This is a genomic window from Mycolicibacterium iranicum, from assembly GCF_002101705.1.
Taxonomy (GTDB): Bacteria; Actinomycetota; Actinomycetes; order Mycobacteriales; family Mycobacteriaceae; genus Mycobacterium; species Mycobacterium iranicum.
In genome coordinates this window covers 249,432-271,610 of the sequence record NZ_LQPC01000026.1, presented here as the reverse complement: position 1 = coordinate 271,610, position 22,179 = coordinate 249,432, and the positions used below count along the sequence as shown (strand labels likewise).

General features: G+C 67.6%; 25 protein-coding genes. 16 read left to right on the top strand and 9 right to left on the bottom strand.

What is annotated here, in order from left to right; genetic code table 11:
* The first annotated feature begins 68 nt into the window (after positions 1-68).
* From AWC12_RS08765 to AWC12_RS08745, 5 genes are read left to right on the top strand one after another with little or no spacing between them, the layout of a single operon-like run.
* Positions 69-659: a TetR/AcrR family transcriptional regulator gene (locus tag AWC12_RS08765; RefSeq protein ID WP_234813918.1), complete on the top strand. Its 591-nt coding sequence runs from the start codon at positions 69-71 to the stop codon at positions 657-659.
* Between the two features lie 42 nt (positions 660-701).
* Positions 702-1,034: a hypothetical protein gene (locus AWC12_RS08760; protein WP_085173642.1), complete on the top strand. Its 333-nt coding sequence runs from the start codon at positions 702-704 to the stop codon at positions 1,032-1,034.
* A 44-nt stretch (positions 1,035-1,078) separates the two neighbouring features.
* Entirely contained in the window at positions 1,079-1,579 is a 501-nt protein-coding gene (locus AWC12_RS08755; protein WP_085173640.1) for a pyridoxamine 5'-phosphate oxidase family protein, read from the top strand.
* Positions 1,557-2,927 carry a cytochrome P450 gene (locus AWC12_RS08750; RefSeq protein ID WP_110808597.1) on the top strand — a complete coding sequence of 457 codons (1,371 nt, stop codon included), beginning with the start codon at positions 1,557-1,559 and terminating at the stop codon, positions 2,925-2,927. The genes AWC12_RS08755 and AWC12_RS08750 overlap by 23 nt, the downstream gene beginning before the upstream one ends.
* Before the next feature lie 52 nt (positions 2,928-2,979).
* Positions 2,980-3,390, top strand: a complete 411-nt coding sequence (locus tag AWC12_RS08745) for a nitroreductase/quinone reductase family protein (protein WP_085173638.1) — start codon at positions 2,980-2,982, stop codon at positions 3,388-3,390.
* A 2-nt stretch (positions 3,391-3,392) separates the two neighbouring features.
* On the opposite strand, the gene AWC12_RS08740 is transcribed toward AWC12_RS08745, so the two are convergent.
* Positions 3,393-4,913: a PucR family transcriptional regulator gene (locus AWC12_RS08740; RefSeq protein ID WP_085173636.1), complete on the bottom strand. Its 1,521-nt coding sequence runs from the start codon at positions 4,911-4,913 to the stop codon at positions 3,393-3,395.
* Positions 4,914-5,047: 134 nt separating this feature from the next.
* Between AWC12_RS08740 and AWC12_RS08735 the strand changes: the two genes are divergently transcribed.
* The 9 genes from AWC12_RS08735 (at position 5,048) to AWC12_RS08695 (ending at position 15,227) form a co-directional block, all read left to right on the top strand.
* Positions 5,048-6,487 carry a cytosine permease gene (locus AWC12_RS08735; protein WP_085173845.1) on the top strand — a complete coding sequence of 480 codons (1,440 nt, stop codon included), beginning with the start codon at positions 5,048-5,050 and terminating at the stop codon, positions 6,485-6,487.
* Positions 6,484-8,007: an amidohydrolase family protein gene (locus AWC12_RS08730; protein ID WP_085173634.1), complete on the top strand. Its 1,524-nt coding sequence runs from the start codon at positions 6,484-6,486 to the stop codon at positions 8,005-8,007. The genes AWC12_RS08735 and AWC12_RS08730 overlap by 4 nt, the downstream gene beginning before the upstream one ends.
* A 52-nt stretch (positions 8,008-8,059) precedes the next feature.
* Positions 8,060-9,358: a glutamate-1-semialdehyde 2,1-aminomutase gene (gene hemL / locus AWC12_RS08725; protein WP_085173633.1), complete on the top strand. Its 1,299-nt coding sequence runs from the start codon at positions 8,060-8,062 to the stop codon at positions 9,356-9,358.
* Complete coding sequence (locus AWC12_RS08720; RefSeq protein WP_085173631.1) at positions 9,355-9,990, top strand: histidine phosphatase family protein; 636 nt, start codon at positions 9,355-9,357, stop codon at positions 9,988-9,990. Before hemL ends, AWC12_RS08720 begins: the two co-directional genes overlap by 4 nt.
* Positions 9,991-10,004: 14 nt before the next feature.
* Entirely contained in the window at positions 10,005-10,589 is a 585-nt protein-coding gene (locus AWC12_RS08715) for a TlpA disulfide reductase family protein (RefSeq protein WP_085173843.1), read from the top strand.
* Complete coding sequence (locus tag AWC12_RS08710; RefSeq protein ID WP_085173629.1) at positions 10,586-11,365, top strand: cytochrome c biogenesis CcdA family protein; 780 nt, start codon at positions 10,586-10,588, stop codon at positions 11,363-11,365. Before AWC12_RS08715 ends, AWC12_RS08710 begins: the two co-directional genes overlap by 4 nt.
* Positions 11,365-13,014, top strand: a complete 1,650-nt coding sequence (gene resB / locus AWC12_RS08705; RefSeq protein WP_085173627.1) for a cytochrome c biogenesis protein ResB — start codon at positions 11,365-11,367, stop codon at positions 13,012-13,014. The genes AWC12_RS08710 and resB overlap by 1 nt, the downstream gene beginning before the upstream one ends.
* On the top strand, positions 13,011-13,997 hold the full coding sequence (gene ccsB, locus AWC12_RS08700; RefSeq protein WP_085173626.1) for a c-type cytochrome biogenesis protein CcsB: 987 nt from the start codon (positions 13,011-13,013) through the stop codon (positions 13,995-13,997). The genes resB and ccsB overlap by 4 nt, the downstream gene beginning before the upstream one ends.
* A gap of 156 nt (positions 13,998-14,153) precedes the next feature.
* Positions 14,154-15,227 (top strand): MinD/ParA family ATP-binding protein, encoded by a 1,074-nt coding sequence (locus AWC12_RS08695; protein ID WP_051226777.1) that lies wholly within the window; start codon positions 14,154-14,156, stop codon positions 15,225-15,227.
* Positions 15,228-15,255: 28 nt separating this feature from the next.
* On the opposite strand, the gene AWC12_RS31045 is transcribed toward AWC12_RS08695, so the two are convergent.
* Entirely contained in the window at positions 15,256-15,420 is a 165-nt protein-coding gene (locus tag AWC12_RS31045) for a hypothetical protein (protein ID WP_162834986.1), read from the bottom strand.
* Between the two features lie 49 nt (positions 15,421-15,469).
* Here AWC12_RS31045 and AWC12_RS08690 point away from each other — a divergent pair, with 49 nt between their 5' ends.
* Positions 15,470-15,826 carry a DUF4229 domain-containing protein gene (locus tag AWC12_RS08690; protein ID WP_024447546.1) on the top strand — a complete coding sequence of 119 codons (357 nt, stop codon included), beginning with the start codon at positions 15,470-15,472 and terminating at the stop codon, positions 15,824-15,826.
* Between the two features lie 65 nt (positions 15,827-15,891).
* Positions 15,892-16,305, top strand: coding sequence for an ester cyclase (locus tag AWC12_RS08685; protein ID WP_024447547.1), 414 nt, complete (start codon positions 15,892-15,894; stop codon positions 16,303-16,305).
* An 8-nt stretch (positions 16,306-16,313) separates the two neighbouring features.
* Here the strand turns inward: AWC12_RS08685 and AWC12_RS08680 are convergent, their stop codons facing one another.
* The 7 genes from AWC12_RS08680 to AWC12_RS08650 all read right to left on the bottom strand — a co-directional run bounded on the left by AWC12_RS08680 (position 16,314) and on the right by AWC12_RS08650 (position 22,178).
* Positions 16,314-17,030: a hypothetical protein gene (locus AWC12_RS08680; protein WP_085173624.1), complete on the bottom strand. Its 717-nt coding sequence runs from the start codon at positions 17,028-17,030 to the stop codon at positions 16,314-16,316.
* Entirely contained in the window at positions 17,027-17,938 is a 912-nt protein-coding gene (locus AWC12_RS08675) for a vWA domain-containing protein (RefSeq protein WP_024447549.1), read from the bottom strand. Before AWC12_RS08675 ends, AWC12_RS08680 begins: the two co-directional genes overlap by 4 nt.
* Positions 17,935-18,885, bottom strand: a complete 951-nt coding sequence (locus AWC12_RS08670; protein ID WP_234813915.1) for a vWA domain-containing protein — start codon at positions 18,883-18,885, stop codon at positions 17,935-17,937. Before AWC12_RS08670 ends, AWC12_RS08675 begins: the two co-directional genes overlap by 4 nt.
* On the bottom strand, positions 18,885-19,358 hold the full coding sequence (locus tag AWC12_RS08665) for a hypothetical protein (protein ID WP_085173622.1): 474 nt from the start codon (positions 19,356-19,358) through the stop codon (positions 18,885-18,887). Before AWC12_RS08665 ends, AWC12_RS08670 begins: the two co-directional genes overlap by 1 nt.
* Positions 19,348-20,208 (bottom strand): DUF58 domain-containing protein, encoded by an 861-nt coding sequence (locus tag AWC12_RS08660; RefSeq protein ID WP_024447552.1) that lies wholly within the window; start codon positions 20,206-20,208, stop codon positions 19,348-19,350. Before AWC12_RS08660 ends, AWC12_RS08665 begins: the two co-directional genes overlap by 11 nt.
* Before the next feature lie 13 nt (positions 20,209-20,221).
* Positions 20,222-21,223, bottom strand: coding sequence for an AAA family ATPase (locus AWC12_RS08655; RefSeq protein ID WP_085173620.1), 1,002 nt, complete (start codon positions 21,221-21,223; stop codon positions 20,222-20,224).
* A gap of 85 nt (positions 21,224-21,308) precedes the next feature.
* Positions 21,309-22,178 carry a 1,4-dihydroxy-2-naphthoate polyprenyltransferase gene (locus tag AWC12_RS08650; protein WP_085173618.1) on the bottom strand — a complete coding sequence of 290 codons (870 nt, stop codon included), beginning with the start codon at positions 22,176-22,178 and terminating at the stop codon, positions 21,309-21,311.
* Position 22,179: the final 1 nt, after the last annotated feature.

Below are 22,179 nucleotides of genomic sequence, written 5' to 3'. Positions count from 1 at the left end.
TGCCTGATTCGCGGCCCGCCGCGGTGCCTGATTCGCGGCCCGCCGCGGTGCCTGATTCGCGGCCCGCCGTGGTGCCTGACCGGGCGACGCAGCAGATCCTCGACGCCGCCGTCGTCGAGTTCGAACGGCACGGCTTCCGCCGCGTCGCACTCGAAGACGTGGCACGTCGCGCAGGCGTCAGCAGGACGACCATCTACCGGCGCTTCGCCAACAAGGACCAACTCGTCGGCGCCGTCATCGAGCGAGAGAATGTGGCACTCTTCGCCGACATCGCAAACGAACTCAAAATAGCTGGGCCACAGTCGAATTACTACGTCGAAGCATTCACCTTGGCTATTCTGAAGTTCCGCGACCACCGGGTGCTGCACCAAATGATCGTCGAGGAACCGGGGCTCGTCCTTGCGCTTGCCGGCCAGTATCACAGGGCTGCGATCGAGCGCATGGCCGAGGCTCTTCAGGTCATCTTCCCACTGGGTTTCGCAGAGCGCATCGGTCCCGACGCTGTCAACGACCTCGCCGACTGCATCCTGCGCTACGCCGCAATGGTGCTCCTGCTGCCCAGCGCGCAACCTGTGGAGACGGCCGATGACATCCGCGCGTTCGCCCGCAGGCATTTCCTGCCCAGCCTGCCCATGGCGCTGCGCGGGGTGCCCGCATGAAACAGTGTTTCGCAGCTCACACTTTCGGGCAGCCCGCTAGGCATGACACAGCACCAGACCGAGCAGCGTCAGACCGGAGACAAGCCGGACGTCCAGCTCGAACACGTCACCGAGACACCCGATCCCGACAATCAGGAACTCACCGAGAAGCCGGAAGTCACCGACGAGCACCGCGAGAAGGCCAGGGAGATGGCCAAGGCGTACTCCGACGACCTGAAGACCACCACTTTGCCGGGCAGCAGTGGCACGGTCTCGGGAACGTCTGTCACCGACTGGGTCGACGACGAGGACAAGGGCAAGATCGAGACATCCGCAGACGAGGGCAACGTCGAGTACCGCAACACCGAGGAGTTCCGCAAGAAGCTGGAGGAGTGACGGTCGGCAGACAGCTGCAACGCTGTCTGCTACATCTAGAACCTGTGTCAACGCTCGACCGCACCGCGCCCGCCTTTGTCGACATGGCCCATTCGATCGTCTGGGCCTCGGTGGCGACGGTTGACGGCGACGGAAGGCCGCGCACGCGCATTCTGCACCCGATCTGGGAGTGGGACGGCACCGATCTGTTCGGCTGGATCGCGACCGTGCCGACACCCCTCAAGCGAGCGCACCTGGCGGTGCATCCGGACGTGTCAGTCAGCTACTGGACCACGACGCACGACACCTGTTCGGCGGAGTGTCTGGTCGAGTGGTACACCGACGACGACACGTGTGCCGCGGTGTGGAACAAGTTCGCCACCGCACCTGAGCCCGTCGGCTACGACCCCTTCATCATTCCGATGTGGAAGAACGGCCCGACATCCGACGAGTTCGCCGTGCTGCGACTGACGCCGTACCGCTTGCGCGTGATGCCCGGCACCGTGATGACCGGTGGCGGGGGAGCTGTCCTGACATGGAGTGATGACAGTGGTCGCCGGGACTGAGACCAGCGTCGAGAACCTGCCCCTGGCGCCCCGGAATCCGCTGCCGTACCGACAGTTGTTGAAGCTGGTGCGCACGCTGGACACCGGTCAGCTCGGCGTCCGCGCCGCCGGCGGCCCGATCACGCGCGTGCAGGTTGCGCCGAAATGGCTCTTCCCGCCGTTCGTCGCCGTGTTCTCCCCCGAGGGCATCCGCGACGTCCTCGGCCGCAACGACGCCTTCTCCGAACGCTGCATCGTGCACGAAGAGGTACAGAACATGGCGGGCGACAGCCTGTTCGTGCTGCCGAACGAACCGTGGCGGCCTCGTAAACGCGCGCTCCAGCCCGTCTTCACCAGGCGCAACGTCCAGTTGTTCGGCGGACACATGTCGAAGGCCGCCCAAAGATTCGTCGACGCATGGCCCGGCGGTGGTGAGGTCGACCTCGATCTCGAATGCCGCCGCATCACCATGCAGTCGCTGGGCCGCTCGGTGCTGGGCGTCGACCTCAACGACAGCGCCGACATCATCGCCGAGCACATGCACGTGGCGTCCGGTTACACCGCGGACCGCGCGCTGCGCCCGATCCGCGCGCCGCGCTGGCTGCCGACACCAGCGCGCAGGCGGGCCCGGCACGCGGTTGCCGAGATGCGCCGGGTCACCGCCGACATCCTGCACGCCTGCCGCGCCGACCCCGACCGGGACGCACCGCTGGTGCGCGCGCTGATGGAGGCCAGGGACCCCGAGACCGGGCAGGGCCTGTCCGACGACGACATCTGCGACGACCTGCTCATCTTCATGTTGGCCGGGCACGACACCACCGCGACCGCTCTGACGTATGCGCTGTGGGTCCTCGGCCACCACCCCGACATCCAGCGCCGGGTGGCTGCAGAGGCGACCGCGCTGGGTGACCGGGAACTCGAGCCCTCCGACGTGCCGCGGCTGAGCTACACGACCCAGGTGCTGCACGAGGCGCTGCGGCTCTGCCCGCCCGCCGCGGGTGTGGGGCGGCTCGCCGTGCGTGACATCGACGTCGGCGGGTTCCGCGTCGAAGCGGGCACGCTCGTGGCAGTCGGAATCTATGCGCTGCACCGCGATCCGGACATCTGGCCCGACCCTGAGCGGTTCGACCCGGACCGGTTCAGCCCCGAGAACACCGCGGCGCGCGACCGCTGGCATTTCCTGCCTTTCGCCGGCGGGGCGCGGTCGTGTATCGGGGAGCACTTCGCCCGGTTGGAGACGACGCTGGCGCTGGCGACGATCATCCGGAGCTTCGCGGTGACGTCGTTGGACGCGGAGTTCGCCGTCGACGTTCCGTTCACCACGGTGGCGCACGGCCCGATCCGGGCGACGGTCAGTCCGCGAGTCTGATTCACCGCGGGCCATTGCGGCACCCGCACTGCGGCGTCCACACTCGTGAGTCATGGCCTACCTCAAGCCACCCTGGTTCACGCGGCGGATCTTCAACCCCGTCGCGATGTTCTTCGGAATGGGCCAGACACTCACTGTGCGGCGGCGCCACAGCGGGCGTCCGCAACAGATCCCGGTCGTCGTTCCCGTGGTCGACGGCGTCAAGTATCTGGTGTCGACGCGTGGCGAGTCCGACTGGGTCAGAAACGTGCGGGCAGATCCGAAAGTGAAGCTCGGCGACACCCCGTATGTCGCCAACGAGGTGCCGGTCGACAGACGCGCTACCGTCATCGCTGCCTACCGTCCCCTGGCGGGCAAGGTCGTCGAATCCTATTGGCGCCAGCTGCCTGACGACGTCGACCATCCGGTCTTCGCGCTGACACCTGCGCAGCGACCACGGCTGCGTGTGGGTCGGCAGCGCTGAGCTCAGCGATCGGCCAGCGTCACCGCGATCTCGACGGCAACGCGCAGCGCCCCGGTCGATCCGTCGGAGGTGTCGAGGCGACGCCCGAGGATCGATTCGATGCGGGTGATCCGCTGATACATGGTCTGCCGGTGGATCTGCAGAGACTCCGCCGCGGCCACCCGGCTGCCGGTGCGGAACAGGGCGGCCAACGTGGCGAGCAGCTCGGCGGATCTGTTCGCGGTGCGCAGCGGACCCAGTGCGGCGTCGAGGAATTGCGTCACGGCATCCGAATCGAGTTGTGCCACAAAGTGGGTGAGCGTGAAGTCGCGCGCGAGGCTGACGTAGTCGGTCTCGGTGGCGTGCAGCGCGGCCGTCGCCGCGACCGGAATCGCGGTAGCGACGTCGGGCAGCTCGCGCTGCGGCTCGGTCACGCCGATCCGTAGCGCGCTCGGGAGTGCCGTCGAATTGAGTTGGCCGACAAGAGTTTCCAACGCATCAGCCGAGGTGAGTCGGCTGTCGCAGCGCACGACGGCCAGGAACTGACCGTCGCGGATCTCCGACAGTACGCGGCGTTCGTCGCGGTGCAGCGCCCCCGACAGTTCGGCCACCTGCAGGGGGCCGTCGACGCTGACCGCGACGACGCCGACGTACCAGCCCCCGGCTGCCAGCCCGAGATTGCCTGTGGCGCGGCGAAGCGCGGCCGCGGTCTCGGCGCGCTGGGCCGGTCCCCGTGAGGTGTCCTCGGCGAGGGTGAGCAGGCGGAAGACCTCCCGGACGGCCTGGTCCGAGCGCGTCATCGGCCGCCACTGCAGCAGCGCCAGCGCGAGCGGTTCGGGCGCGCGCCTGCAGATCGCGGTGATCATCTGCAGGTCCACCCCCGGCTGCGGCAGCACCTCGATCGTCGCGATCATCACCCCGGCCGACTCCACCGCGGCGACGTGGGCGTGGGCATGCGGCCGAGCGCCGGGAACCTCCGCGGCGGCCAGGACGGCTCCGGACACCGAACGCACCATGATGGAGCACCCGCTGAGTTCGCTCAGTCCCGACACCATCTCGTCCAGGTCGCCCTGGGCGGCCAGCACACCGGCCAGCATGTGGGTGACCTCGTCGTTGAAGTGCAGCGCGCGGACCGACTCGTTGACCAGGCGGCTGTTGAGCGCGCGCGTCACGTCGACGAAGCGCACCACCTCGGTCAGTTCGATCAACGGGAAGTCGCGCAGCGCAGCCTGTTCGATCAGGGCTTCGGGGATTCTGCCGACCCGGGGGCGTTCGATGGCCAGCGCGGCCGCGCCGACGTCGGCGAGCGAGTCCAGGTACGACCGCAGCTGGTCCGGTGACGAATCGCCGAGGATCACACCGGCCACCAGCAGCATCTCACCGCCGGAGAGCAGTTCGGCGATGTCGAGCACCTCGCTGGTGTGCACCCACCTGACCGGCTGCTCGAGTCGCTCCCCACCGGTGAGGATCCGCGGGTGCGCGGCGGCCAGCACCGGGTCGTCCAATGCATCACGCACGCTCAGCGAGGCCGCTTGCGGATGCATATCCAGAAACTATAGGGATACGGTAAAACGCGTTACTAATTGTCTATAGCCGGTGTGACCGCGCACCGAAGAGGATGGGACCACCCCGGCGCATCGCCGCGCCGCACCAGCAGACTTCTCCGAAGAAGGACTCCATGACCTCTCTCGACACCTCCCCGACACCCTCGTCGGCGCCGGGCGGCGGCCACGACCTCGAAGCCGAGCTCACCGTCATTCCGGAATCCGCGAAAACCACCGACGTGCGTGGCCAGTTCTGGATCTGGGCCGGCGCCAACATCGCACCCATCAACTGGATCCTCGGCGCCCTCGGCGTCAGCATGGGGCTCGGGCTGTTCGAGACGATCGCCGTCCTGGTCGTGGGCAACGCGATCGGCATGTCGCTGTTCGGCGTGTTCGTGGTGATCGGCCAGCGCACCGGTGTCACCGGAATGGTGCTGTCGCGCGCAGTCTTCGGCCGGCGCGGCGCCTACGTCCCAGCCGCCGTACAGGCCGTCCTCTGCATCGGCTGGTGCGCGGTCAACACCTGGATCGTTCTCGACCTCGTGATGGCACTGCTCGGCCGCATCGGTCTGGTCGACCCCGAGCTGACAAACAATGCCGCCCGCATCGTCGTCGCCGCCGTCATCATGACCATCCAGGTCGTGATCGCGTGGTTCGGCTACCGCGTCATCGCCGCGTTCGAGCGCTGGACCGTGCCGCCCACGGTCGTCGTGCTGATCGCGATGACGGCCGTCGCGTGGTTCGGGCTCGACGTGTCCTGGGGCTACACCGGTGACCCCGCGCTGACCGGGGCGCAGCACTTCGCGGCGATCACCGCTGTGATGACGGCCATCGGAATCGGTTGGGGAATCACCTGGCTCGGATACGCCGGTGACTATTCGCGGTTCGTCTCGACGCAGGTGCCGGCCCGCAAGCTGTTCGCCGCCAGCGCCCTGGGTCAGTTCATCCCGGTTGTGTGGCTCGGAGCGCTCGGGGCGACCCTGGCGACGCTGAGCGCCTCATCGGACCCCGGCGAGATCATCGTCGACGCCTACGGTGTGCTCGCGATCCCGGTGCTGCTGCTGGTGGTGCACGGCCCGCTGGCCACCAACATCCTCAACATCTACACCTGCGCGGTCTCCACACAGGCCCTCGACATCCACATCAACCGCCGGGTGCTCAACCTCGTGATCGGTGTGGTCGCCATGGGTGCCGTGGTGTTCTTCGTCCTCAACGGCGAGTTCGCCAAAACCCTGGACGCGTGGCTGGTCGGCATCGTCGGCTGGTTGGCGCCGTGGGCCGCGGTGATGCTGGTGCACTGGTTCGGTGTCGCCCGCGGACGGGTCGACGCCGCGACACTGCTGGCGCCGCCCGGCGAATCGACACTGCCGCCGGTGCGTGTCACCGCGCTGCTGGCGCTGGCACTGGGGATCGCCGCCACCTGGTTGTTCATGTACGGCATGGTTCCGGTGATGCAGGGGCCGGTCGCGACCGCCCTGGGCGGCGTCGACCTGTCCTGGCTGGCCGGCGGTCTCACCGCGGGTCTGGTCTATGCGGCGCTGGAGCTGCCGAAGGCGCGCCGGGTCGACGCATGAACACCGTCCTGATCGACCGCGCCACCGTGCTGACGATGGACGCGCAGACCGGCGCCGAACCGGTGACCCGCTCCATCCGGATCCGCGACGGGCAGATCACCGAAGTCGGCACGGAGCTCACGCCCCAACCGGGGGAGACGGTGCTGGCCGGGCAGGACCGCCTGGTGGTCCCGGGGTATGTCAATGCGCACACCCACTCCTGGGAGGCGCTGTTCCGGGCGCGGCTGGACAACCTGCCCCTGGAGCACTGGATGCTGCTGTCCTACCCGGTGCTGGGATTGGCGCCGCTCTCGCCGGATCTGATCCGGCTGCGCTCGGCTCTCGTCGCGATCGAGTCGTTGCGCAACGGGGTGACCACCCTCGTCGACGACGTGCTGGAGATCCCGGGCCAGACCGAGGAGCAGCTGGCCGCGGTGTTCGAGACCTACCGAGACGCCGGGATCCGGGCGAACGTATCCGGCCACGTGATGGACCGGTCGTTCGTCAGTCACTTCCCTTTCCTGGCGGACGCGCTGGCACCCGAGCTCCGCGCCGAGCTGGACGAGGTGGAGGTCACCAACGGCGCCGCCTACCTCGCGGACGCGCAGGACTCGGCGCAGCGCTACCGGGACTACGCCGGCGGCCGGCTGCGGTTCATGCTCGGCCCGTCGGCACCGCAGCGCTGCTCGCCCGAGCTGCTGGTCTCCCTCGACGAGCTGGCCCGCCGCGAGAACCTGGAATTTCACATCCATGTCCTGGAGACCCGCACGCAGGCGGTCACCGGCGAGGAGTTCTACGGCAAGACGATGGTCGAGTACCTGCACTCGCTGGGGGTGCTGTCCGATCACGTCACGATCGCTCATGGCATCTGGTTGACCGAGTCCGACGTCGACGTGCTGGCCGACACGTCGACGTCGGTGTCGCACAACCCCATCTCCAACCTCAAGCTCGGATCCGGGATCGCGCCGTGGCGCAGGCTTCGCACCGCGGGGGTGAACCTCGGTCTGGGTACCGACGGCATGTCGAGCAGTGACACCGCGCGCATGTCGGAGGTGGTCAAGTCCGCCGCACTGCTGCACAAGGTCACCGGGCCGGACTACCGGCAGTGGCCGACGGCGGCCGAGGTGCTCACGGCCGCCACCCTGGGCGGTGCCCGGTCCGCCCGCCTCGGCGACACGGTCGGCAGCATCGAGGTCGGCAAGCGCGCAGACCTCGTGTTCTACGACATGACGTCGCTGGCGTTCACGCCGCGCAACAAGCCCGAACTGCACCTGGTCTACTCCGAGAACGGGTCGTCGATCGACACCGTGATGGTCGACGGCCGGATCGTGCTGCAGGACAACCGGCTGCTCACCATCGACGAACGCGCGGTGCTCGACGAACTTCAGGCCCGAGGGCCGGAACTGCGCAGCTGGCAAGACCATCTGGAGCACCTCAACAGGGCGCTGCTTCCCGTATTCGACGCGCAGTACCGCGAGGTCATGGGTCGCACGGTCGCGGTAGACCGTTTCAGCGGCCGCGGGGAGTGCTGGCTGAATTAGCTCCACTACACCCTGTAGTTGACGGTTTTGACCCGGCTGGGAGACTGGTCGCATGAGCAGTACCGACCTGTCCGCGAAGCTGTTCGCCGATGCGTCCTCCGTCATCCCCGGCGGGGTCAACTCCCCGGTGCGAGCCTTCAACTCCGTCGGCGGGACGCCGCGGTTCATCACGTCGGCCAAGGGCTACTGGCTGACGGACGCCGACGGCAACCGCTACGTCGACCTGGTGTGCTCGTGGGGTCCGATGATCCTCGGTCACGCGCATCCGGCCGTCGTCGAGGCGGTGCAGCGGGTCGCCGCCGACGGGCTGTCGTTCGGCGCCCCGACGCCGTCGGAGTCGGAGCTGGCTCGCGAGATCGTCGACCGCGTTGCGCCCGTGGAGCGGGTGCGGCTGGTGAACTCCGGCACCGAAGCCACCATGAGCGCGATCCGGCTGGCCCGCGGCTACACCGGGCGGGCCAAGATCGTGAAGTTCTCGGGCTGCTATCACGGGCACAGCGACGCGCTGCTCGCCGACGCCGGCTCCGGGGTGGCCACCCTTGGCTTGCCGTCCTCTCCCGGGGTGACGGGCGCGGCGGCCGCCGACACCATCGTGCTGCCCTACAACAACGTCGCGGCGGTGGAGGAGACCTTCGGGCAGTTCGGCGACGAGATCGCGTGCATCATCACCGAGGCCAGCCCCGGCAACATGGGCTGCGTCCCGCCGCTGCCCGGGTTCAACGCCGAGCTGCGCCGCATCACCTCCGCCCACGGCGCGCTGCTGATCGTCGACGAGGTGATGACCGGTTTCCGTGTCAGCCGCGCCGGCTGGTACGGCGTGGATCCTGTTGACGCGGACCTGTTCACGTTCGGCAAGGTGATGAGCGGCGGGCTGCCCGCCGCCGCGTTCGGCGGCAGGGCCGAGGTGATGGGACGGCTCGCGCCGCTGGGGCCGGTGTATCAGGCCGGCACCCTGTCGGGGAACCCGGTCGCGATGGCCGCGGGCCTGGCCACGTTGCGCGCCGCCGACGACGATGCCTACGCCAAGCTGGACGCCAATGCCGACCGGCTGATTGGGCTGATCGGCGACACGCTCACCGAAGCCGGTGTGGCGCATCAGATTCCGCGGGCAGGCAACATGTTCAGCGTGTTCTTCGGCGCCGATCCGGTCACCGATTTCGCGTCCGCGAAAGCAACCGAAACCTGGCGGTTCCCTGCGTTCTTCCACGGCTTGCTCGACGCAGGTATCTATCCGCCGCCGAGTGCTTACGAAGCCTGGTTCGTCTCAACGGCTCTCGACGACGACGCGTTCGACCGGATCGCCGCCGCCCTGCCGGCTGCCGCGAAGGCCGCTGCGCAGGCCACCGCATGAGCGTCCGGACTCCCGGTGCCGGAGGCGCCAATCAGACGATCGTGCACGTGATGCGCCACGGCGAAGTGCACAATCCCGACAAGATCCTGTACGGCCGACTTCCTGACTATCACCTCTCAGAGCGGGGCCAGGCCCAGGCCAGGGCCGTCGCCGACTGGCTTTCCCTACGTGACATCACCCACGTCGTCGCGTCGCCGCTGGAGCGCGCCCAGGAGACCGCCGCCCCGATCGCGGCGCACAAGGGCCTCGTCGTGAACACCGACCACGAGTTGATCGAGTCGGAGAACATCTTTGAGGGACAGAAAGTTTCGCCAGGCGACGGTGCGCTGCGCGACCCGCGCAACTGGTGGCACCTGCGCAATCCCCGCACGCCGTCGTGGGGTGAGCCGTACCGCAACATCGCGGCCCGGATGAGACGCGCGGTGTACCGCGCCCGCGAAGCCGCGGAGGGGCATGAAGCCGTGTGTGTCAGCCATCAGCTGCCGGTGGAGACCCTGCGGCGCGCGATGACCGACAAACAGCTGCATCACTTCCCGACCCGGCGCATGTGCAATCTCGCGTCGGTGACGTCGTTCTACTTCTACGGGGATTCCTTTGTCGGCTGGGGGTATGCGGAGCTGGCCGGGCAGTGAATCGGGTAGTGGCCATGGTGCGCACGCTGGCGGCAGCGTGTGCGGCTGTGGCTGTGGTCGCCGGATGCTCCACCGGCAGCGACGCCGTCGCCCAGGGCGGCACCTTCGAGTTCGTCGCACCCGGCGGCCAGACCGACATCTTCTACGACCCGCCGCAGGACCGCGGCACACCGGGACCGCTGTCCGGACCCGACCTGATGGACACCGACAAGACGATCTCACTTGACGATTTCAGCGGCAAAGTCGTCGTGATCAATGTGTGGGGCCAGTGGTGCGGACCGTGCCGGACCGAGATCACCCAGCTGCAGCAGGTCTACGAGGCGACCCGCGACAATGGCGTGGCCTTCCTCGGAATCGATGTGCGGGACAACAACATCGACGCCCCGCGCGACTTCATCATCGATCGCGGCGTCACGTTTCCGTCGATCTACGACCCTCCGATGCGCACGATGATCGCATTCGGCGGGCGCTATCCGACGACGGTGATCCCGTCGACTGTGGTGCTCGACCGTCAGCACCGGGTGGCGGCGGTGTTCCTGCGCGAGCTGCTCGCCCAGGATCTGCAACCCGTCGTCGAGCGACTGGCCGCCGAGCAATGAACCTCGACCAGATCGACCAATTGACGGCCACCGGGCCGCTTCTGCTCGCGATGGGGTTGGCCGCGCTGGCGGGGCTGGTGTCCTTCGCGTCGCCGTGCGTGGTGCCGCTGGTGCCCGGATACCTGTCGTATCTCGCCGCGGTCGTCGGCGTCGAGGACCGGCCGGGCACCGCGGTGGCCCTCAAAGGTGCGCGTCTGCGCGTCGCGGGGGCGGCGGCGTTGTTCGTCGCCGGCTTCACGGTCGTGTTCGTGCTCGGCACTGTCGCGGTGTTGGGCATGACCACCGCGCTCATCACCAATCAGCTTCTGCTGCAGCGCATCGGCGGTGTCGTCACGATCCTGATGGGTCTGGTGTTCATCGGGCTGGTGCCGGTGCTGCAGCGCGACACGCGCTTCACTCCGCGCCAGCTTTCCACCCTCGGCGGTGCCCCACTTCTGGGCGCGGTGTTCGCACTCGGGTGGACACCATGCCTGGGGCCGACGCTCACCGGGGTCATCGCGGTGGCGTCGGCGACCGAAGGCAGCAACGTGGTCCGCGGCGTGGTGCTGGTCATCGCCTACTGTCTCGGTCTCGGAATCCCGTTCGTGCTGTTGGCTTTGGGCTCGGCACGCGCCGTCGCCGGGCTCGACTGGCTGCGCCGCAACACCCGCACGATCCAGATCGTCGGCGGCGTGCTGATGATCCTCGTCGGCACGGCACTGGTCACCGGGCTGTGGAACGAGTTCGTCTCCTGGGTACGTGACGCGTTCGTCAGTGACGTGAGGTTACCGATCTGATGGTCACGACAGCCCCGCCAGCAGACACGAACTCGCACAAATCTCGTCCCACACGCGCGATTTCGCGTCTGCTCGCGCTCGTGCGCAACACCTGGCGCACCCTGACGTCGATGGGCACCGCGCTGGTGCTGTTGTTCCTGCTCGCGCTCGCCGCCATTCCCGGCGCGCTTCTGCCGCAGCGCAGCCTCAACGAGAGCAAGGTCGCCGAGTACATCGCCGAACATCCGACTTTGGGGCCGTGGTTGGACCGCGTGCAGGCCTTCGACGTGTTCTCCAGCTTCTGGTTCACCGCGATCTACGTCCTGCTGTTCGTCTCGCTGGTGGGGTGCCTGACCCCGCGGTTGATCGAACACTTCCGCAGCCTGCGCGCCACACCCGTTGCCGCGCCGCGCAATCTCGGCCGGCTACCCAAGCATCACACCGCCGAGGTGCCGGGCGGCGACCTCACCGTGATGGCCGCGTCCGTCGACGAACGGCTGCGCGGCTGGCGCCGCACCACCCGTACCGAGGGCGAAAGTACCGAGATCTCTGCGGAAAAAGGCTATCTGCGCGAGTTCGGCAACATCGTCTTCCATTTCTCGCTGCTCGGCCTGCTCGTCGCGATCGCCGCGGGCAAGCTGTTCAGCTACGAGGGCAACGTCATCGTCATCGCCGACGGCGGCCCGGGTTTCTGCACCGCCTCGCCGGCGGCGTTCGACTCGTTCCGGGCCGGCAACACCGTCGACGGAACCTCGCTGTACCCGATGTGCATCCGCGTCAACGACTTTCAGGCCACCTATCTTGACAATGGTCAGGCGGTGGACTTCCAGGCCGACATCGACTATCAGGCCGGCGACGACCTGACCTCCGGCACCTGGCAGCCGTATCTGCTCAAGGTCAACGAACCGCTGCGCGTCGGCGGCGACCGCGTCTACCTCCAGGGGCACGGCTACGCCCCGACGTTCACGGTGACCTTCCCCGACGGGCAGACTCGAACCCAGACGCTGCAGTGGCGGCCCGAGGACCAGATCAGCTTCCTGTCGTCGGGTGCGATGCGGTTCGATCCGCCCGGTGGCACCTACGCCGACGAGCGTGAGCGCCGCAAGAACCAGATCGCGATCCAGGGTTTGTTCGCACCCACAGCCTCGCTGCACGGCACGCTGTTGTCGTCCAGCTTCCCCGAGATGCGGGACCCCGCCGTCGCAGTGGACATCTACAAAGGCGACACCGGTCTGGACACCGGCCGCCCGCAGTCGGTCTTCTCCCTCGACGAGCGCATGATCGGCCAGGGCCGCCTGACCAAGATGGCGCGCGTCAACCTCAACGCGGGCCAGGACACCCGTCTCGAAGACGGCACCGTCGTGCGGTTCGACGGCGCGGTTCCGTTCGTCAACCTGCAGGTGTCCCACGACCCAGCGCAGATCTGGGTGCTGGTGTTCTCGATGACGATGATGGGCGGGCTGCTGGTGTCGCTGATCGTGCGGCGGCGACGCGTCTGGGTGCGGCTCTCACCGGGACCTGCGGGTACGGTGAACGTCGAGCTTGGCGGCCTGGCCCGCACCGACAACTCGGGGTGGGGTGACGAGTTCGAGCGGCTGACGTCGCGGATCCTCACCGGGATCGAGCCGGCCGCGCCGGTGGAGCGAGAGAAGAAAGCGGATCTTTCATGAGCACGACCATCGACATCGAGCTGGCTCGCTACTCCGACTGGGCGTTCACCTCGTCCGTGCTGGTTCTGCTGGCAGCGCTGCTGCTGTTCGCCGTCGAACTCGCCTACAGCCGCGGCCGCAAGGTGGAGAGCCAGGAGCTGGTCAGTGCCGGTGGGGGAGCGGGCCGCGTAGCCGGGGACAGCGCCGGACCCGGCATCGTCGTAGACGCGCCGCGCCGTCCGTTCGACGAACGGGTCGGCTCCGCGGGGATGGCGCTCACCTATGTCGGGATCGCGCTGCTGGCGGCCTGCATCGTGCTGCGCGGACTGTCCACCTCACGGGTGCCGTGGGGCAACATGTACGAGTTCATCAATCTGACGTCGTTCTGCGGTCTGGTTGCGGCGGCGTGGGTGCTTCGCAAGCCGCAGTATCGCTCGCTGTGGGTGTTCGTCCTCGTGCCCGTACTGATCTTGCTGACGGTGTCGGGCAAGTGGCTCTACTCGCATGCCGCGCCGGTGATGCCCGCGCTGCAGTCCTACTGGCTGCCGATTCACGTGTCGGTGGTCAGCCTGGGTTCAGGCGTGTTCCTGGTCGCCGGTGTGGCCAGCATTCTGTTCCTGGTGAAGATGTCGTCGTTGGGCGCCGCGGACCGCACCGACGGGATCGGTCGCATCGTGGCGAAGCTGCCCGACGCGCAGACACTCGACAGGATCGCTTACCGCACAACAATCTTTGCGTTTCCCGTGTTCGGCTTCGGCGTCATCTTCGGCGCCATCTGGGCCGAGGAGGCGTGGGGTCGCTACTGGGGCTGGGATCCCAAGGAGACGGTGTCGTTCATCGCGTGGGTCATCTACGCGGCCTACCTACACGCGCGCTCGACCGCGGGGTGGCGGGACAAGAAGGCGGCGTGGATCAACATCGCCGGCTTTGTCGCGATGGTCTTCAACCTGTTCTTCATCAATCTCGTGACGGTTGGCCTGCACTCGTATGCCGGCGTCGGCTGAGCCGACAATCCAGCCGAAGTCGGCTGAGCCGACAATTGGGCAGAAGTCGGCTGAGCCGACAGTTGGGCCGAAGTCGGCTGAGCCGACGCGAAAGGGGAGTAGCTGTTGACTGAGGTGCCGGGCGGCTTTCGGGCACAGCAGCGGTTCTCTGACCCCATGGCGCCCGTTCCCGCCGAGTGGACGGCACCGACACCCCCTGAAGGTGCGCCGCCCGTCGTGACGGTCGCGCCGCCGCCGGGCAACGAGATCGTCCCCTACCTCGATCCGTCGGCCGTCGCTCTGCTGCGCACCACAGCCGCTTCGCCTTCGGCAGGGTGGCGCAAATGGGTGTACCGCGGGTCAGGCCGCCTGATCAATCTCGGCGAGAGCCCGAAGGTGATCCGGCACAACGGTTTGGTCGCCCGGGTCCAGCACCCGCTGCGAAGCTGCTACCGGATCGCCATGTTGTCGCAGAAGGGCGGGGTGGGTAAGACGACCATCACGGCCACGCTCGGCGCGACCTTCGCTGCCAACCGTGGTGACCGCGTGATAGCCGTCGACGCGAATCCCGACCGCGGCACGCTGAGCCAGAAGGTTCCGCTGGAAACCGCGGCGACGGTACGTCACCTTCTTCGCGACGCCGAGGGCATTTCGGCTTACAGCGACGTCCGCCACTACACCTCGCAGGGGCCCAGCCGACTGGAGGTGCTGGCGTCGGAGAGTGACCCGGCGGTGTCGGAGGCGTTCTCGGCAGAGGACTATGCGCGCGCAGTGGAGGTGCTTGAGCGTTTCTACAGCGTGGTGCTCACCGACTGCGGCACCGGCATGCTGCATTCAGCGATGTCGTCGGTCATCGACAAGGCTGACGTCCTCGTGGTCATCAGTTCCGGGTCCGTGGACGGAGCGCGCAGCGCGTCGGCCACGTTGGATTGGCTTGATGCGCACGGCCATCAAGATCTGGTGCGCAACTCGATCGCCGTGATCAACGGTGTGCGTCCCGGCGCGGGCAGGCTGGGACGGAAGAGCGGCGGAAAAGGCACCGCGAAAGTGGATCTGACGAAGGTCACCGACCATTTCGCGCGGCGCTGCCGGACGGTGTGTCAGGTTCCGTTCGATCCGCACCTCGAAGAAGGCGCAGAGATCAGCCTCGATCGTCTGCGCGAAGAAACCCGAGAGTCGTTGTTGGAGTTGGCAGCTGTGGTTGCGGACGGCTTCCCCGGGGCGCGCCGCCAGGCCGACCCGGTCGGTTAGCGGTCGGGTCTTACGCAGTCACGTCTCGTCAGGACCTTGGTTGATCGTCGCGCGGATTGATCCGACGCAGAAACTCTGGGTCGTCGTCGGGTCCGATCGTCCGCGTGCGCGGTCGTTGCGCGTTCATCCGGACCACTCGCCAGACGATGTAGACCACCGCGGCCAAGACAAGAATCAGGAGCAGATAAGCCACTCAAAACCTCCTTCCTGTCAATATACGCGCCATCGGTAGGCTCAGATCCGTGTCCGAGAACCCGCGACCCGCCTCCCGGCCGTATCTGGATGTGCTCGCCTACGTGGTGGCGCGGCTTCTGCTTGTTGCGGTGATGACGGCGGCGATTCTGGGGATCGGCCACCTGATCGGAATTCGTGAATTCCCTATCGTGGTGGCTTTGCTGTTCGCCATCGTGATAGCTCTGCCGCTGGGCATCTGGGTCTTCAGTCCGTTGCGGCGGCGAGCCACCGCGAGTATCGCGCTGATGGACGAACGGCGGCGCCGCGACCGGGAACAGCTCCAGTCGCGGCTGCGTGGGCACGGCGGCGGGGATGGTTCCGAGGCGCCGGGCCGCGACCCTGAGGGTGGTCCGGCCGGCAGCTGACGCCGTATGACGAATTTGTAAGATTCTGGGCTTAGCTGCGTTTCGTGGTGGGTAAACCGAAATGTATGACTAATCCGCAGGTCATGACCCGTCCGAGAGGCATGACGAGCCCCATTGGCATGAGTAGCCCCAGGCGAATGGTTGGCCAGCGACTGTATAAGCGCTGGATCGAGGAATTGTGGGCGGGACACCGCATCGCGCCGCAGCTGGTCACGCCCGACTTCGTCGGACACTGGCCGACTCACGACGTGCGTGGCCCCGCCGAACTGCAGACAGCCGTCGATCGGACGCGCACCACGCTCAAGGAGCTGGTGTTCGCGGTCGACGTGGGACCCATTGTCGACGGCGACATGGTGGCGGCTCACTGGATTGCCACGGGCTCGGGTAAGAACGGGCCCGCGCGGTTCACGGGCAACGATCTGCTGCGCATCTCCGACGGCAAGATCGCCGAGTACTGGACCAGTACCGCGCGCGCTTAGCGCAGTCCTCACCCCGCCGCATCGCGAAGAACTTGGCGCAGAACCTCCAGCGGATCGCCGCCGAGATCGAGGCGACGCGGATCCGTTGGCGCGTTGGGGTCGACGGCGGGGACGGGCGGCGCAGCGGCGGCGTTGGGCGCAGTCGCCGGTGGCGGGGGGGACGGTGGTGCGAGGGGTGCCACCGTCCCCAAATCGGCGATCTTGGCGCGGACGCGGGCCTCGGCGTCTCGGCGGACGGCCTGCCGCTGCGGATCGGGATCGGAGTTGTCTGCGAAGCACCTGGGCGGGGCTTCGGCGATGACGGTGAGTGCACTCTCGTAGTTCTGCCGGGCCTCGTCGAGCCTGGCCTCCCAAGCATCGATGTCGCCCTGGCGTTCGGTGACGAGTTCCAGATTCACCCGCACCGGACACGATTGTGCCGCATCGATATTCGCCAGGGCCGCCGAGAACTGGGCCTGCGCATCGTCAAGTCGATCTTCCAAAACCGCGAGCCCGCCTGCCGCCCACTGGGCGTTCGCGGGCTCGACGATGTTGAGCACCTGCAGCAGCGACACGTCCTCGCGTAGCGCGCCGATGTTGCCCGCCTCAAAATGTTCGCGCGCCGAATCTCCGACGACGGCGACCGAAATGAGTTTTGTGCCGAGTACGACGACAGCAATGGCGGGCAGCGCGGACAACGCCAGCAGCCGTCGCCGCGCACGTATCCGGGCCGGCAGTCGGGTCATGGCAGCACCTCCCTGCGGGTGGCTCTGGCTTTGCGGAGATCCCGTGCGGTCAGGTAGATCTCGGGAAGCAGAAGAAGCGAGGCCAGCAGCGTCAGCACCCAATAGAGCTCTGCGCGTTCGGGGACTTCCACAGGGGCAGTGGAGGTCGCCTGATCCGATGTGTCGCCGCCAAGGGGCAGGGCTTCGCCCGGTGCGCGCTCGATGAACGGGAGGTCCAGCTGGCCGGCGATGTCGCGCAGGGTGTTTACGCCGGGGTCTGGTCCGTAACCGAGGACCGCGCCGCCGTCGACGGCAGGCGTGTCGAAAATGCCCTGCGGCACCGTGGAGCGACCGGCCCCGGAACCCAGGTAGTAGACCAGATTCTCCGCCTGCGGGAACTGCTGTCCTGCCGAGATGAGTTGATAACGAAGAACATTCGCGGCTGCTGCAGCATTCACCTCGGTACTGTCCGCGCCGGGATAGGGGTTCAGCGCCTCGACGACGGGCGTCAGGCTCCACGCGTCCGCAGACAGCGGCCAATCGATCGCGGGCCGTGCCGCAAACGAGATGAGGGCGAACCGCGCGCCGGGGTGGGCGTCGATCACCGCCTCGATGTCGTCCCGGATACCTGACATCCGTGGTGCGCCACCAAAATCGGTGATCGCAGAATCGGCCGATCTGTCGACGAGGAAGTACACGTTCGCGCCGGTCTGCGAGGATTGAGCCGGCGCGGGTTCGGCCGTCGATCCCGTCACCGGGCGCGCCGCGGCCAGAAGCACGAGCACCATCGCTGCCGTCGTCAGCGACCACCGCAGCAGCGTCTGACGGCCTGCCTTACTGGCCGGCCTCAGCGAGAGCAGACGCAGCGTGACCAGGGCGAGCGCGGCGAAGGCCAGCACGAGCGGCGGCAGCACAGGTTCGAAGGTCATCGCCGGACCGCCAGCAGTGAGACACCGAGCAGCGCCGACAACGCGAGTGCAGCGACGACGGCAGCAGCCGGGGAGTCCTCTTTGGCGTCGACCCGGTCCCCTGGTGCCGACGGGGCCGACGCCCGGATGGCGTCGAGTTGCCCGTCGAGGTCAGCAGCGTCATACCGCAAGAACCGGCCCCCGGTCGCATCGGTCACCGCACTGAGCGACGCGGTGTCGCGGCCCGGCGTCGCGACGGCGTTGATCTGAAGGCCGGCCCGCTGCGCCATCTCGATGACCTGGGTGTCGGTGTAGAGCGTGGGGGCGTTGTCGTCAGGGGGGCGCAACGCACCTGGTCCCAGATAGATCAGGGATCGCCGGGTGTCGCCGGCGGCTTGGAAGCCGGGGAAGCCGGTCAGGCACAACGCCAGCGCATCCGCGACCGTGGGGGAGTAGTCGTCGTACTCGACGGGTGCGTTGAACGCGGGCGCTGTCGGTGCGGCCCGTGCGAAGTCACCGAGCCGGCCCGCGGCGAACTGATGGTCACGCGTCAATGGAATCAGCCGTCGGTTCAGGGAGGTCAATCCGATGCGTTCTGATCCGTAGGTGGTCGTCTGCCGCGCGAAGTATCCGAGGAATTGGCCGGTGGCTTCGTCGTCTGCGGGTGCTCCCACGCACAGCATGATGTCGTCGCGCGGCGCGGAAGCCTCGGCGTCCCAGAAGGTTCCGACGGGGCGAGCGCTGGCCAGGACGGTCGCGGCGCACAGCAGTATCAGTAATGCGATGGCGACTGCCGCCGCCCGCATCTGCCTGCGCACGACTGCCCGGTATTCGGGCAGCCGGGTCAGACGCGCTGTGTTGGCCAGCGGCAGCCGGCGTTCCTGACCGCCCTTGATCGGCACCAGCACCGCCAGTGCGATCACCAGGATCACGGCGCCCAGTCCGGCGGCCGCGACCGGCCACCACATCAACTCCACGAGCGGATCAGTTCTTCGGTTTGATCGCCCAGCGTGCCGACGTCCACGGTCGACGCCCTGTCGAACTGCGCGCTGCCCAGGGCCTCCAGCATCGGCGCCGCGGGCGCGAGATCACCTGTGGCAATGGCACCCAACTGCATGTACTGCGCGCCAATGCCGGTGGCCTGGTGCAGGAAACTGCGCAGGGTGCAGCTCAACGCCGCGCTGGCCTGCTCGGGCGACAGCTCGCCGTCGCGGTGCCGTCGCGTGATCGTGCTGACAGTCTTGGCGAATCGATGTCTCAGCAACCGCCCGTGCAGCTCCTCGACGCCGGGAATTTTGCGCAGCCGGTGCGACGGCATCGTGGCTACCAGAACCAGTGCGAACCAACCGATGACGAGCATCAGCAGCGCTAGTCCGAGCCACAGCCACAGCAGCGAGTAGCCGGGCGGAGCACCGACGAACTCGAGAAGATCATCCGGCACGAGACCACACCCTGGTCATGTCGCTGACCGCCCGGCGAATCTGCCCCGACCCCGATATGACGGTGTGCGGAACGGCATGCGAGGCCATGAGCTCGCCCAGCCGCTTGCGGCGCCGTTCCTCGGCCCGTTCGTAGGCGGCGATCACCCGCGGATCCATCGCGGCCGGGCCCAGCACCGGCTTACCCGTGGCGACGTCGTACCCGCCGTCCTTGACGCCTGCCGCGGGCATGTCGGCGACCATCGTCCACAGCACATCGTGCCGCCCCGTCAGACGTTTCAGCGCGTCGTCGAGCCGCTCATCCGGCTCCGGCTCATCCGACACCACGACGATCAGCATCGAATGGCGGTAATGCGTTGCCACGTAAGTCAACTGGGCGACGATGTCGCTCGGGCCATGCTGACCGGCATGACTCTGGTAACTGGTCAACATGCTCTCGATGTGGTTCTCGCCGTGGCTCTGACGCACCCGCAGGCTGCCGCGTGCGTCCCCGTACACCATGCCGATCTCGTCGGCACGGCCCAGTGTTATCAGTCCGATGGTGCCCAGAACATGTAGAGCCACTTCGCATTTGCGTTCGCCGTCCGGGGCCAGTGCCACCATGTTGCGCCCGGCGTCGGCGACCAGGAGCACCTTGTGGTGCTTCTCGGAGACGAAGCGCTTGATCAGCACGCTCGCCGAGCGTGCGGAGGCCTTCCAGTCGATGTCGCGTACGTCGTCGCCGGGAACGTAAGGCCGCAGCTCGTCGAACTCCATGGTTCGTGTGTGCAACAGCGCGTGGCGGCCGCCTTCGAGCATGCCGCGGGTGTCGGTGCCGAAATACGCTCTGGCCCTGTTGAGATGCTTGCCCAATCTGTGCCGCCGCTCAGGGAACCCGAACCGCCTGCAGCACGGCGTCGATGACCCGGGTGGGAGTGATGCCTGCGCTGGCCGCCTCGAATCCGAGTATCAGCCGGTGCTGCAGCACGCGGTGGGCGAGGTCGGCGATGTCTTGTGGGATCACGTGATCCCGGCCTTTGAGCACCGCCAGTGCGCGCGCCGACGTGCACAGCGCGATGGTGGCGCGAGGGCTGGCGCCGTACTCGATGAGCCTGGCGAGCTGGCTGGGCAGGTAGCTGCCCGGGTCGCGGGTCACGCCTACCAGGCGGCTCGCGTAGAGCATCAGGTCGCGGCTCATGTAGACGTCGTGGGCGAACTTCTGCAGGCGCCGCACGTCTTCGAGCGTCGCGACGGGCCGGCTGAGACGGTCTTTGTCGAAGATCCCCGCGTCGAGACGCGACATCACCTCGACCTCCTCCTCTGGGGAGGGATACCGCACGATCTCCTTCAGCAGGAACCGGTCGGTCTGGGCCTCCGACAGCGCGTACGTGCCCTCTTGGTCGACCGGGTTCTGCGTCGCGATGACCAGAAACGGTTCGGGGATCGGGTATTCCGTGCCTGCGATGGTGGTCTGGCGTTCCTCCATCGCCTCGAGCATGGCGCTCTGCGTCTTGGCGCTGGAGCGGTTGATCTCGTCGAGGAGCACCACATTCGCGTGCACCGGGCCGAGCTGCGTCACGAACGATGTAGTGGTGGCGTCGTAGATCTGCGTGCCGATGATGTCGCTGGGCAGCAGGTCGGGGGTGCACTGGATACGCCGGAACTGTCCGTCGATCGATTCGGCGATCACCCGGGCGGCGGTCGTCTTCGCCAGGCCGGGCACGCTTTCGAGCAGAATGTGCCCGCCCGCCAGTAAGCCGATCAGCAGGGTCTCGCGCAGATGCTCCTGTCCCACGACCTTGGCCGAGAACGCATCGGCCAGGGCCGCGACCACCCGCTGGGCCGCGCGGGCATCGTCGGATTGTCGGGGCATCGGCGCAGCAGTCATCCCGGGGCGTGTACCACGCGGATCCGGCGCGCAAACCGACGCTCAGCGTCGCCGGGCGCGCCGGATTACCCTGACGGCGCCAGAGCTAGCCCAAGACCAGTGCGGCACTGACCGCGATCGCCCACACCAGCATCGTCAGGCCGGTGCTCTTGAGGACCGGGATCAGATCCTTGCCGCCCAGTCCACTGCGGACGGGCTTGGCGGCGCGCACTGCCAGCGGCAGCGCCACCAGACCGGCGGCACACCACGGCGTTGCGAGCATCAGCGCCAGCGTCAACAGGACCGCGACGACCAGCAGCGCCTGGAACAGCACCCGCGTCTTCGCATCGCCGAGTCGCACCGCCAGCGTGATCTTTCCCGACACCTTGTCGGTCGGGATGTCCCGCAGATTGTTGGCCACCAGCACCGCTGACGACAGGCAGCCCGTCGCGACCGCCAGCGTCAATCCGACCCAGTCGACGCGCAGGGCCTGCGTGTACTGGGTGCCGAGCACCGCGACCAGGCCGAAGAACACGAACACCGCGACTTCACCCAGCCCCAGATAGCCGTAGGGCTTCGAGCCGCCCGTGTAGAGCCACGCCCCGGCGATGCACGCCGCGCCAACCGCGATCAGCCACGGCGAGGAGAACCATGCGAGCGTCAGTCCCGCGACGGCACCGACGGCCAGAGCGATGATCGCCGCGGTCAGCACCGCTTTCGGCGCGGCCACCTTGGAGCCGACCAGCCGGAGCGGTCCAGCGCGCACGTCGTCGGTGCCGCGGATGCCGTCGGAGTAGTCGTTGGCGTAGTTCACCCCGACGATGAAGCCGACGGCGACGAGCAGTGCGAGCAGCGCTTTCCACCATGATGCGGCGCCGAGCCACGCCGCGGCGCCCGTCCCTGCGACGACGGGTGCGACGGCGTTGGGCAGCGTGCGGGGACGCGCTCCCTCGACCCATTGGGCGAAAGTGGCCACG

What these genes read in the sequence shown, in the direction of transcription:
- AWC12_RS08760 (WP_085173642.1), top strand. Translation starts at nt 702, where the DNA reads ATGACACAGCACCAGACCGAGCAGCGTCAGACCGGAGACAAGCCGGAC.
- AWC12_RS08750 (WP_110808597.1), top strand. Translation starts at nt 1,557, where the DNA reads ATGACAGTGGTCGCCGGGACTGAGACCAGCGTCGAGAACCTGCCCCTG.
- AWC12_RS08745 (WP_085173638.1), top strand. Translation starts at nt 2,980, where the DNA reads ATGGCCTACCTCAAGCCACCCTGGTTCACGCGGCGGATCTTCAACCCC.
- AWC12_RS08740 (WP_085173636.1), bottom strand. Translation starts at nt 4,913, where the DNA reads ATGCATCCGCAAGCGGCCTCGCTGAGCGTGCGTGATGCATTGGACGAC.
- AWC12_RS08735 (WP_085173845.1), top strand. Translation starts at nt 5,048, where the DNA reads ATGACCTCTCTCGACACCTCCCCGACACCCTCGTCGGCGCCGGGCGGC.
- AWC12_RS08730 (WP_085173634.1), top strand. Translation starts at nt 6,484, where the DNA reads ATGAACACCGTCCTGATCGACCGCGCCACCGTGCTGACGATGGACGCG.
- hemL (WP_085173633.1), top strand. Translation starts at nt 8,060, where the DNA reads ATGAGCAGTACCGACCTGTCCGCGAAGCTGTTCGCCGATGCGTCCTCC.
- AWC12_RS08720 (WP_085173631.1), top strand. Translation starts at nt 9,355, where the DNA reads ATGAGCGTCCGGACTCCCGGTGCCGGAGGCGCCAATCAGACGATCGTG.
- AWC12_RS08715 (WP_085173843.1), top strand. Translation starts at nt 10,005, where the DNA reads ATGGTGCGCACGCTGGCGGCAGCGTGTGCGGCTGTGGCTGTGGTCGCC.
- AWC12_RS08710 (WP_085173629.1), top strand. Translation starts at nt 10,586, where the DNA reads ATGAACCTCGACCAGATCGACCAATTGACGGCCACCGGGCCGCTTCTG.
- resB (WP_085173627.1), top strand. Translation starts at nt 11,365, where the DNA reads ATGGTCACGACAGCCCCGCCAGCAGACACGAACTCGCACAAATCTCGT.
- ccsB (WP_085173626.1), top strand. Translation starts at nt 13,011, where the DNA reads ATGAGCACGACCATCGACATCGAGCTGGCTCGCTACTCCGACTGGGCG.
- AWC12_RS08695 (WP_051226777.1), top strand. Translation starts at nt 14,154, where the DNA reads ATGGCGCCCGTTCCCGCCGAGTGGACGGCACCGACACCCCCTGAAGGT.
- AWC12_RS08685 (WP_024447547.1), top strand. Translation starts at nt 15,892, where the DNA reads ATGACTAATCCGCAGGTCATGACCCGTCCGAGAGGCATGACGAGCCCC.
- AWC12_RS08680 (WP_085173624.1), bottom strand. Translation starts at nt 17,030, where the DNA reads ATGACCCGACTGCCGGCCCGGATACGTGCGCGGCGACGGCTGCTGGCG.
- AWC12_RS08675 (WP_024447549.1), bottom strand. Translation starts at nt 17,938, where the DNA reads ATGACCTTCGAACCTGTGCTGCCGCCGCTCGTGCTGGCCTTCGCCGCG.
- AWC12_RS08670 (WP_234813915.1), bottom strand. Translation starts at nt 18,885, where the DNA reads ATGTGGTGGCCGGTCGCGGCCGCCGGACTGGGCGCCGTGATCCTGGTG.
- AWC12_RS08655 (WP_085173620.1), bottom strand. Translation starts at nt 21,223, where the DNA reads ATGACTGCTGCGCCGATGCCCCGACAATCCGACGATGCCCGCGCGGCC.